The organism is Nostoc sp. UHCC 0252 (genome assembly GCF_034931145.1).
GTDB lineage: Bacteria > Cyanobacteriota > Cyanobacteriia > Cyanobacteriales > Nostocaceae > Nostoc.
In genome coordinates this window covers 1-9,306 of sequence record NZ_JAYGHE010000130.1, presented here as the reverse complement: position 1 = coordinate 9,306, position 9,306 = coordinate 1, and the positions used below count along the sequence as shown (strand labels likewise).

The 9,306-nt window shown below is 39.3% G+C and carries 7 protein-coding genes and 1 pseudogene; 5 read left to right on the top strand and 3 right to left on the bottom strand.

All coding sequences use genetic code 11. The annotated features are described in order from the left end of the window. The first annotated feature begins 391 nt into the window (after positions 1 to 391). A pseudogene (locus tag VB732_RS34550) lies at positions 392 to 1,111 on the top strand (cadmium resistance transporter). Positions 1,112 to 1,154: 43 nt separating this feature from the next. Here VB732_RS34550 and VB732_RS34545 read toward each other — a convergent pair. Continuing rightward, positions 1,155 to 1,952, bottom strand: a complete 798-nt coding sequence (locus tag VB732_RS34545; protein ID WP_323235320.1) for a sulfite exporter TauE/SafE family protein — start codon at positions 1,950 to 1,952, stop codon at positions 1,155 to 1,157. 891 nt (positions 1,953 to 2,843) lie between these two features. Here VB732_RS34545 and VB732_RS34540 point away from each other — a divergent pair. The 3 genes from VB732_RS34540 to VB732_RS34530 all read left to right on the top strand — a co-directional run bounded on the left by VB732_RS34540 (position 2,844) and on the right by VB732_RS34530 (position 4,387). After that, positions 2,844 to 3,431: a TetR/AcrR family transcriptional regulator gene (locus VB732_RS34540; protein WP_323235319.1), complete on the top strand. Its 588-nt coding sequence runs from the start codon at positions 2,844 to 2,846 to the stop codon at positions 3,429 to 3,431. A 4-nt stretch (positions 3,432 to 3,435) separates the two neighbouring features. Continuing rightward, positions 3,436 to 3,825, top strand: coding sequence for a tautomerase family protein (locus VB732_RS34535; RefSeq protein WP_323235318.1), 390 nt, complete (start codon positions 3,436 to 3,438; stop codon positions 3,823 to 3,825). A gap of 112 nt (positions 3,826 to 3,937) precedes the next feature. Then, a complete protein-coding gene (locus VB732_RS34530) occupies positions 3,938 to 4,387 on the top strand; it encodes a thioesterase family protein (RefSeq protein WP_323235317.1) in 450 nt (149 codons plus the stop codon). Between the two features lie 203 nt (positions 4,388 to 4,590). Here the strand turns inward: VB732_RS34530 and VB732_RS34525 are convergent, their stop codons facing one another. Together VB732_RS34525 and VB732_RS34520 are read right to left on the bottom strand one after the other, a co-directional pair. Next, positions 4,591 to 5,370, bottom strand: coding sequence for a DsbA family protein (locus tag VB732_RS34525; protein ID WP_323235316.1), 780 nt, complete (start codon positions 5,368 to 5,370; stop codon positions 4,591 to 4,593). A 329-nt stretch (positions 5,371 to 5,699) separates the two neighbouring features. Next, positions 5,700 to 6,581, bottom strand: coding sequence for a 4-hydroxybenzoate solanesyltransferase (locus tag VB732_RS34520; RefSeq protein WP_323235315.1), 882 nt, complete (start codon positions 6,579 to 6,581; stop codon positions 5,700 to 5,702). A 343-nt stretch (positions 6,582 to 6,924) separates the two neighbouring features. Here VB732_RS34520 and VB732_RS34515 point away from each other — a divergent pair, with 343 nt between their 5' ends. Next, positions 6,925 to 8,574: a Ppx/GppA phosphatase family protein gene (locus VB732_RS34515; protein WP_323235314.1), complete on the top strand. Its 1,650-nt coding sequence runs from the start codon at positions 6,925 to 6,927 to the stop codon at positions 8,572 to 8,574. Positions 8,575 to 9,306: the final 732 nt, after the last annotated feature.

Sequence of the window (9,306 nt, the reverse complement as noted above, 5' to 3'; positions counted from 1 at the left end):
CGTTGTTCACGAATGATTTAGGATTACTATACATCACAAACAACTTTTAAATATCCTCATAAATCAAAAATAAAAATATTAACCTGCGTAGGTTGGGTTAAGGAACAAAACCCAACAATTAACGCTTGATGTTGGGTGATACTAAAGTTCAACCTAACCTATAGGACTAGTAACACACCAAAATCTTCGGATGGTGCGTTAGCCTACGGCATAACACACCCTACTGAAATATTTCAGAAATCAAATATGATTCCTATACTCACATTTGTAAACTTAAAACCTTTGTGCTTAAATCTTTGTAATTGTGCCAGAAGGTTAATTTGGTATGGTTATAAATCGTAGGTTATAAAAATCCAGCATGAGTAAGCTAGGAACTGCCGCTAGTGAAGGAATAATTGCCTTCATCGCTACTAACATAGATGACATTATAGCGTTTCCTAGTCTACTGAGGTACACCCAAATCTTGTTTACCAAGGTTAGTAGCTTTGAAAACGTACCTCACTAGGTTGGGAACCGCTATATTATCTTGTTAATATTTTTTTCGCAGGTAGATGTTAATTTTCGGCGACGGCATATCTTACTCGGTCAATATCTAGGTTTTGCAGCTATTATCATCGCTAGCTTACCAGGATTTTTTGGTGGATTGGTCATACAGCGAGAATGGATAGGATTGCTAGGACTGCTACCAATAGTAATTGGTATTCAGCAATTACTATCTAGAAAAGAAGAGACCGTAACAGTTCAAACAGTCAGTAGTAATTTTAGTCAATCCACACCGACTAACCCCGTATTGTCTTTTCTTTTGAGTGTTTTGCACCCCCAAACCTATAAAGTTGCAGCAGTAACGATCGCAAATGGTGGTGACAATATTAGTATATATATTCCCTTATTCGCTGGTCATGACCTTGCCAGCTTGGGAGTAATTCTAAGTATATTTTTTATCATGGTAGGAGTTTGGTGTGCGATCGCTTATCTTTTAAGCCTTCAACCTACCATTGCTAATATTTTAAGTCGCTACGGTCAAGCTGTCGTACCTTTTGTATTAATTGGCTTGGGTTTATTCATTATGTATGAGCGAGGTACATTCACTCTATTACCTTGGATGATTTAATCAATGTTGAATGTTGAATGCTGAATTTGGCATTTAAAATTCGTCACATTTGATGAACTAATTTCCAACTCACCATCATCAAAATGGTGTAAATAATAAACCTTAGTGGGCGTTGGGGAGCGATTTGGCAGATTTTAGCACCTAACAGAACTCCTGGCACAGAGCCTAGCCAGATAGGTAATACCAAACCCCAATCAACTGTTCCCAGGCTGAGATGACCAAGGGCTGTAAACAGCAGTAAAATTGCTGCGTGTGAAATATCAGTACCCACTAACTTCCGTGCATCAAGACGGAAAAACCCAATCAGCACTAGGGCAAACATTGAACCTGATGAGACGCTTGTCATACCAACTAAACAGCCTAAAGTTGCTCCTAAAGTGATTGTTAAAAAGCGGCCCAAGTTCGTTTCTAAGTCTAGCTTTGGGAGTTCGGGTAAATTAAATTTGGGTAAAAAAGTCAATAACAATAATTGCACTAGTGCTAACACTGTGACTAGCAAAATCATCCCGCCAAGCAACCGGAGCAAGATGCTATCTAGGTTATACTCACCTGCACGTTTCAGAAAGCGCAAAATCCCCACCCCAAATAGTGAGCCTGGAACACTACCCAATGCCAACCATTTAACAACTTTTGTGTCTAGGGTTTTCTGTTCCCAATGCTTGACACTACCAACAATTTTCATCAAAGTCGCCGCCACAACATCAGAACTCACAGCGATAGAAGGCGGAACCCCAAAAACAAAAATCAACATTGGGGTAATAAGCGAGGCTCCACCAATTCCCGTCAAACCAACTATAATGCCAACAAAGAAGCTGAAGACCGGTAGTAATAAATAGTGCATACTTTTTGGGGATTTGAGAAAGTCAGCTAGAGCTTCACTACTAGAGAAAAACAACTCAGCCGAAGTACAGCCCAGTCGTAGACAGAGCTAGTCATAGCAAGCTATTGTGTTTCTCAAGGTATGAGTGACACAAAGAAAAGATTATCCAGCTAAAAGTTAGAACAGAGGATTACTGGATAAGTTAAAACCTGTCTGGAAGCTTTTGTAAGCATGACAACTGGTGTTTCGCTGAAACAGACTTTGATAACTGCTTATCGGTCAGCTGCTTTGCTAAACTCAACTTCTAACCGATTTTTCGCGGTTTTACATATAAAAACCGTTAATACGATGTACTTACCGTATTTTACTTGTAAAGACGATCAAACGTCTAGCGTATTCGTGTTGTATATCGCTAAATTCTTTGAATAATACACCCTAGCAGGTTAAACTTCTTAGGAGTGGTTGATAAAAAAAATTACCCCAAAGTTAATAAAGATAGGGATAATTCACCATTTGGATAATTCAAAACCTTGTGGAAAAGATATATATCGCATCTCTATATCTGGATTGATGCTGTAATTACCATGTGATGGTGGATAAACTGCATCTATCGTAGGGGCAATTCATGAATTACCCCTACGATAGATGATCTTTGTTTAGAACTAGGCAGTAAAAACTACTTGACCGTTTTTTTAATTAATTAATTTTGGGTACAAGCCCCAAAAGAATTGCAATTTTTAATTTTACATTTTTAATTTTTAATTGGAGCGTTCGCGTAGCGTCTCGTAGAGAAGCGACTTGACTTGCAGGTATGTATCATGCAAAAATAAAACCGTTCGGTCGGTAATATTTAATTTACAGCAATTTTAAATCAAGAAACTGTACCATTCCCTACTCTAATAAATCGCTGTAATGTCCAAAGGCGAAGAAACAAAAAGTAGAATTCTCCACCAAGCAGCCGAACTGTTTAATCAACAGGGGTATGCAGGCTCATCAATGTCAGACATCATGCGTGTGACTGGATTACAGAAAGGAGGAATTTACAATCACTTCCAAAGCAAAGACGATCTGGCGTTACAGGCTTTTGATTTTGCGATCGCTCATATCAAACAGCATACTAGATTTGCGTTACGAAGCAAGCGCCACGCAGTAGAACGCCTGCAAGCAATCATTGAGATATTTAGTAACTTCGCAGAAAATCCACCTATCAAGGGAGGATGTCCACTACTGAATACTGCTGTGGAGAGTGATGATACTCATCCGGCGTTGCGGGAACGCGCTCAACAGGCGATGAACTCTTGGCTGCATCTGATTCGGCGAATTATTGAAACGGGAATTGACAAGGGTGAAATTCGTCCTGAAGTGAGTGCTGATGAAATCGCCACTATCATAATTGCAACACTAGAAGGAGCCATAATGATGAGTAAGCTTTATGGAGATTCAATTCACATGCATAGGGTAATTAATCATCTTAATCAATACTTAGAAACTAACCTTTAAGTGTATGGTACAAATCAAGGTATACGCTTTAGCAGACAAATTAAATCCTATTAAAACGGAGCTATCTAATATAATCCATACCTCACTCATAGAAGTTTTACAGATTACTCCTGAAAAAAGATTTCATCGTTTTTTCCCACTGGATAAATCAGATTTCTACTATCCATCTGATAGAACAAATAATTATCTGATTATCGAGATTAGTATGTTTGATGGGCGCTCAGTTGAAACGAAAAAAGATTTGATTCGCCTGTTAATTAAGAATATTAATATAAAGTTTAATATTCCTGCGGACGATATTGAAATCACAATTTTTGAAACGCCTAAATCTAACTGGGGTATTAGAGGTTTACCTGGCGACGAGTTAATCTTAAACTACAAAGTAGAAGTTTGAAGTTTTTGTGGGTAATGAATTATTAGGCAATTAATAATTATTCCTACTTGAAAAAGGTAAAATTTTTTATAATTTTACAGACCGATTGGTTTTAAAATCACAAAGAGGAATAATGCTAGTAAATAACAATTTGCACAGACCATTAGAAGTAGTATTACAAATTCCTGTAAGAACATACGACATTGATTTTATGGGAGTTGTGAGTAATATTGTGTATATCAGATGGCTAGAAGATTTACGTTTAAAGTTTTTAGATGAACATTGGCAACTCAATCAGCAAATTGAGCAAGGATATGCACCTGTTCTAGCTGTAACTGAAATTGAATATAAACGCCCGATAAAAATTATTGACAAAGTAATTGGACGTTTATGGCTAAGTAATGTAGGACGGTTGAAGTGGACTGTACAAGCTGAAATTTTATCTAATAATGAGTTGGCAGCAGTAGCTAGTCAAAAGGGCGCTTTTGTGAGTTTGCAAAATAGTCGTCCCATTCCCATTCCACAGGAATTAAAAAATAAATATTTAGAGAATCAACAAGGTAATATGAAAGACTATTTATAAAGTTACGCGATGTGCAACTTTCTCTCAAACCTAACCCCAACCCCTTCGCTACTAGGTAATGAGAGCAAATATACCAGGCGATTAGAAATCGCGGCTACACAAACGAAGTCCGCCTACGCGGACTCAAAGGAATTGAAACCCACGGAGGTGGGTTTTGTCTGTGTAGCCGCGACTTCTAGTCGCTTTAATTTATTAATCCTAATTTACTTAGCACCAGTCAATATCTTTTCGATATCTGGTAGCTGCACTACTCCTGAAAAAGTTGGACTATTAATTACAAAGAAAGGTGTGCCAGCAACACCCAGTTTTTGTGCTAATTGAATATCTTTTGTAATTGCGGGAGTAGCAAGAGTAAGATCGCGTTTAAATTTACCCAAATCTAGATTCAGTTTTGTCGCAATATCTAAATATAATGCTTCACCTAGTTGCTTTTGATTAGTAAATAGTGCATCATAATATTCCCAAAATTTGCCCTGTTGATATGCTGCCCAAGCTGCTGTTGCAGATGGTAATGCTTCAGCATGAATTGAAGCAAGTGGTAAATTCTTGTAAACTAATCTTAATTTATCTGGATACTTTGCTAACAATTCGTTCAATGTTTTATGGGCTTCAGCACAGTAGGGACATTGAAAATCGGAAAATTCTACTAGCACAGTTTTTGATTTAGTTGAACCTGTGGTGGGAGATTCACCAATCACTGTTTGCAGATTCGTCTTTAAATCTTGTAAAAATCCTTGCTGTGCTTGCTTAAGTTTCTGTTGTTGTAGCTGCTGATAAGCTTGAACAGATTCAATAATTGCCTCTGGATGTTCGCGGATAATTTGTAACACTTGCTGTTCTAATTGCGAATCAATCGGGCTAGCCGCTTGTGCAGAAGATGACCAGGTAATAACTAAACATAGTAGACTTATTACTACCCAAGTACGCACATACTGAACTAATAGACTAAATGAATCAAAGAATGTACCCATAGAAAAACTCATGAATATTTATTTTTTTCTAACTTATATTTTCTAACTTATATAGGAATCCGGTTTGATTTGGAGAAAATATCCGTAGTGGCGTGACAAGGCTAAAATAGTCCATTAGATGTAGGTTGGGTTGAGCAACGCGAAACCCAACATGGATCGGAGTGTTGGGTTTCGTTCCTCAACCCAACCTACAAATTTTTTTGCAACAATTTAGCCTTGCCACGCCAATACCTAACTTCGTTCAAAAATCAAATACTAATCCTATAGATGCACAGTTGCTTCAATTAAAAATCCCATAATTAAAGCTATGAAAATTCTCTAACTCAGTAAACACTTGCCTCCTAAAAAGATCCGGCAATCATCCCAGCAAGTAAAATAAAACCAATCCAAACATTTTGCCGGAACATCTCACCATAAACAGGATTAGGTAAGTCTGATTGTCTTAATCGCAGAGACTGCCAAACCCATCCAATAGTAGCAACTGCAAGACTAATCCAGAAGGCTAAATGCAGATGTATGAGTACACCTAACCAAGCCAATAACAAGATTGTGCCAGCAAAGAAACTTCCAATAGCTACAGGGGCATAATTCCCAAAAAATAGGGCGCTTGAATTAACACCAATGCGGCGATCGTCTTCCTTGTCGCTCATGGCATAAACTGTATCAAATCCCAGTGTCCACAACACAGTTGCGCCCCAAAGTAACCAAGTTGGTTGTGAGATGGTTTGGGTAACTGCACTCCAGCTAATCAATACCCCAAAACCCCAAGCAATGGAAAGTACCAGTTGCGGTACAGGAAAAACTCGCTTTGCGCCTGGATAAAGCACAATTACAGGCACTGCTGCAACACATAGCCAGAAACTCAAGGGATTAAGGTAAAAGGCCAGGATGGCTGCACATGCTAGCGAAACGATCGCAACTACAATCCCAACTTTCACAGACAAGGCGCGAGAAGCGAGGGGGCGATCGCGTGTTCTCTCCACTTCTGGATCGATATTCCGATCCCACAAGTCATTGACAACACAACCCACCGCACTCGTGGCTAGAGTTCCCAAGATAATCACACCAACCAAAGGCAAAGGTGGTTTCCCAGAAGCTGCTAAAAACACAGCCCAAAGCGCAGGAATCATTAAAATTAACCGTCCTTCTGGCTTATGCCAGCGTAAAAGCCGGATAATTATAAGCCAAGCTGGTTCCTGGGGGTGTTCTGGCGTCCTTAACATAGAAATCAACAAAATAACTTTAGATAGATGAATTAACACATCTTTACATCTATAGAATAACGTTATTTGTTATTTGTAAAAACATACAGATAGAGTGGCAACTTTAAATATTTTTAAATAGTCACTAGCGTTAAAAGCATTAGGGTGAATATACTTAGCTCAGTTGCCCTCAACAAAACTGAGTGCTGAGTATTGAGTATTTTCTAATTTACTCAATACGGGCTAAACGCCCCGCTATCGCTAACAGCACTCAGTTTGAGTAAGTGTGTTGCAATAAATATCAGTGCCAGCTACACCGACATACCACCGTTTGCCATCATTTCTTATAAAGAGAGAAAAGTAGATGCCGAATCTAGTTTCGCCTAGCTGGGAGATTCCGACTCAACCACCTAAGCAACATCGGATTATTGCTGCCATTGACTTGGGAACAAATTCTCTGCACATGGTAGTAGTTAAAATTGACCCCACGCTACCAGCTTTCAGCATTATCGCCAGAGAAAAAGAAACCGTCAGACTTGGCGATCGCAATCTTACCACTGGCGAACTCAAACCAGAGATCATTAAAAAGGCGATCGCTGCTTTAGGACGCTTTCAAGAAGTTGCCAAAACCACTAACGCTGAAACAATCATTGCTGTGGCTACTAGTGCTGTGCGCGAAGCCCCCAATGGTAAAGATTTTTTGCACAGAGTAGAAAAGGAGTTGGGTTTAAGCGTTGACTTAATTTCTGGTCAAGAAGAAGCGCGACGAATTTACCTTGGCGTGCTGTCGGGGATGGAATTTCACAACCAACCCCATACCATTATTGATATTGGCGGTGGTTCTACAGAATTAGTTTTGGGCGATAGTCACCAAGCGCGGACTCTCACCAGTACCAAAGTCGGTGCAGTGCGACTCACTGGTGAGTTAATCACTACCGATCCCATCAGCAACACGGAGTTTCTGTATCTGCAATCCTATACACGCGGCATGTTAGAACGTTCCGTGGATGAGCTATTAGCAAATTTCCAACCTGGGGAATCTCCTCGTTTAGTGGGTACATCTGGGACAATTGAAACCCTGGCGATGATTCATGCACGAGAAAAATCCGGTGTTATTCCTTCCACTCTCAATGGCTACCAGTTTAGTCTTAAGGACTTGCAAGAGTTGGTAAATCGCTTGCGGAAACTGAGTAATTCCGAAAAGGCTGAAATTCCTGGGATGCCAGATAAACGGTCTGAAGTTATACTTGCTGGTGCAGTAATATTACAGGAAGCGATGACCCTTTTGGGCAGTGAATCGATCACTGTTTGCGAGCGTTCTTTGAGGGAAGGTGTAATCGTAGACTGGATGTTAACCCACGGCTTAATTGAAGATAAGCTGCGCTACCAAAGTTCAGTTCGGGAACGGAATGTTTTAAAACTCGCTAATAAATACCACGTAAACTTAGAATATAGCGATCGCATCGCCAAATTTGCCGAAAGTTTATTTGACCAAACTCAAGGTACATTACACCACTGGGGATCTGACGAGCGACAACTATTGTGGGCAGCTGCAATATTACACAATTGTGGTCATTACGTTAGCCATTCATCTCACCACAAACACTCTTACTATCTAATTCGCAATGGGGAATTACTTGGTTATACAGAAACCGAGATTGAAATCATCGCCAATTTAGCGCGTTATCATCGCAAATCGCCGCCCAAGAAAAAACATGAAATTTACCAGAGTATGCTGACTAAAGAGCAGCGCCAGATGGTTAGCCAGTTGAGTGCAATTCTGAGATTAGCGGTGGCATTAGATAGACGGCAAATTGGTGCGATCGCTCAAGTACGATGTGAGTATTATCAACAATTTCGGCAAGTCAACCTACTGATTTTTCCATCCCAACCTGATGATGACTGTGCTTTAGAACTTTGGAGTTTAGATTATAAAAAAGGAGTGTTTGAGGAAGAATTTGGAGTGAAATTAGTAGCGACTTTAGAAAAATCTAGAGTTGCTAACTCGTTTTAGAAAGTAGGCTGCGTTAATGTGATGTAACGAATCTGTTACAAAACAAAATTTTGCAGTTAAAGAAGAGTTCAGAAGCGGAGCCTGAGACGCTCCGCCTCCGGTCATAATCAAGATAATCTCTACGATCCACTGCCCGTAACTGTTTATTTACAGCCTTTACACTGCGCTATCCACCAATCGTAAGGAATTCAGAATGAATTAGGTTTTGATAAACATATTTTGAAGATTAAAACAAACCTTATATATAATTTTGCCATCCTACTTGAGGAGCAATTTATAAAGTGTCCTAAGAAGCATTTAAAAAAAAAGATTAGTAACTAGAATATAGTTAACAATCTATTTATATAGGTTATGTTGCTATTGGATACCTAGGCCGGGAAAACTTAGGTATCCTTATATAATATAAAGTTTCAATGAAGTAGTCAAGAAAGTTTCAATGAAGCATTCAAGGCTACTGGTTTTTCTGCGCTGAACCGCTCCAATTGCAGAGATTTGATCGGACGCTGGCAAAGTTGATGCTGAGTTAGTTAAGTAAAAATTCGCGTTGGTACTCAATATCTACTTATTGCAGCAATTTTGCTATCAAGTGAATAGTATTTAAGACTTACGCACTGTACAAATACATCGTGATATGCATTACCTAAAATAGGCTATTTCAGGCTTTTCTTAATTATCCTGCGATGCCTACGGCGGTAAACTACGTACATAGACCATGCTGTAGGGGCACAGCAT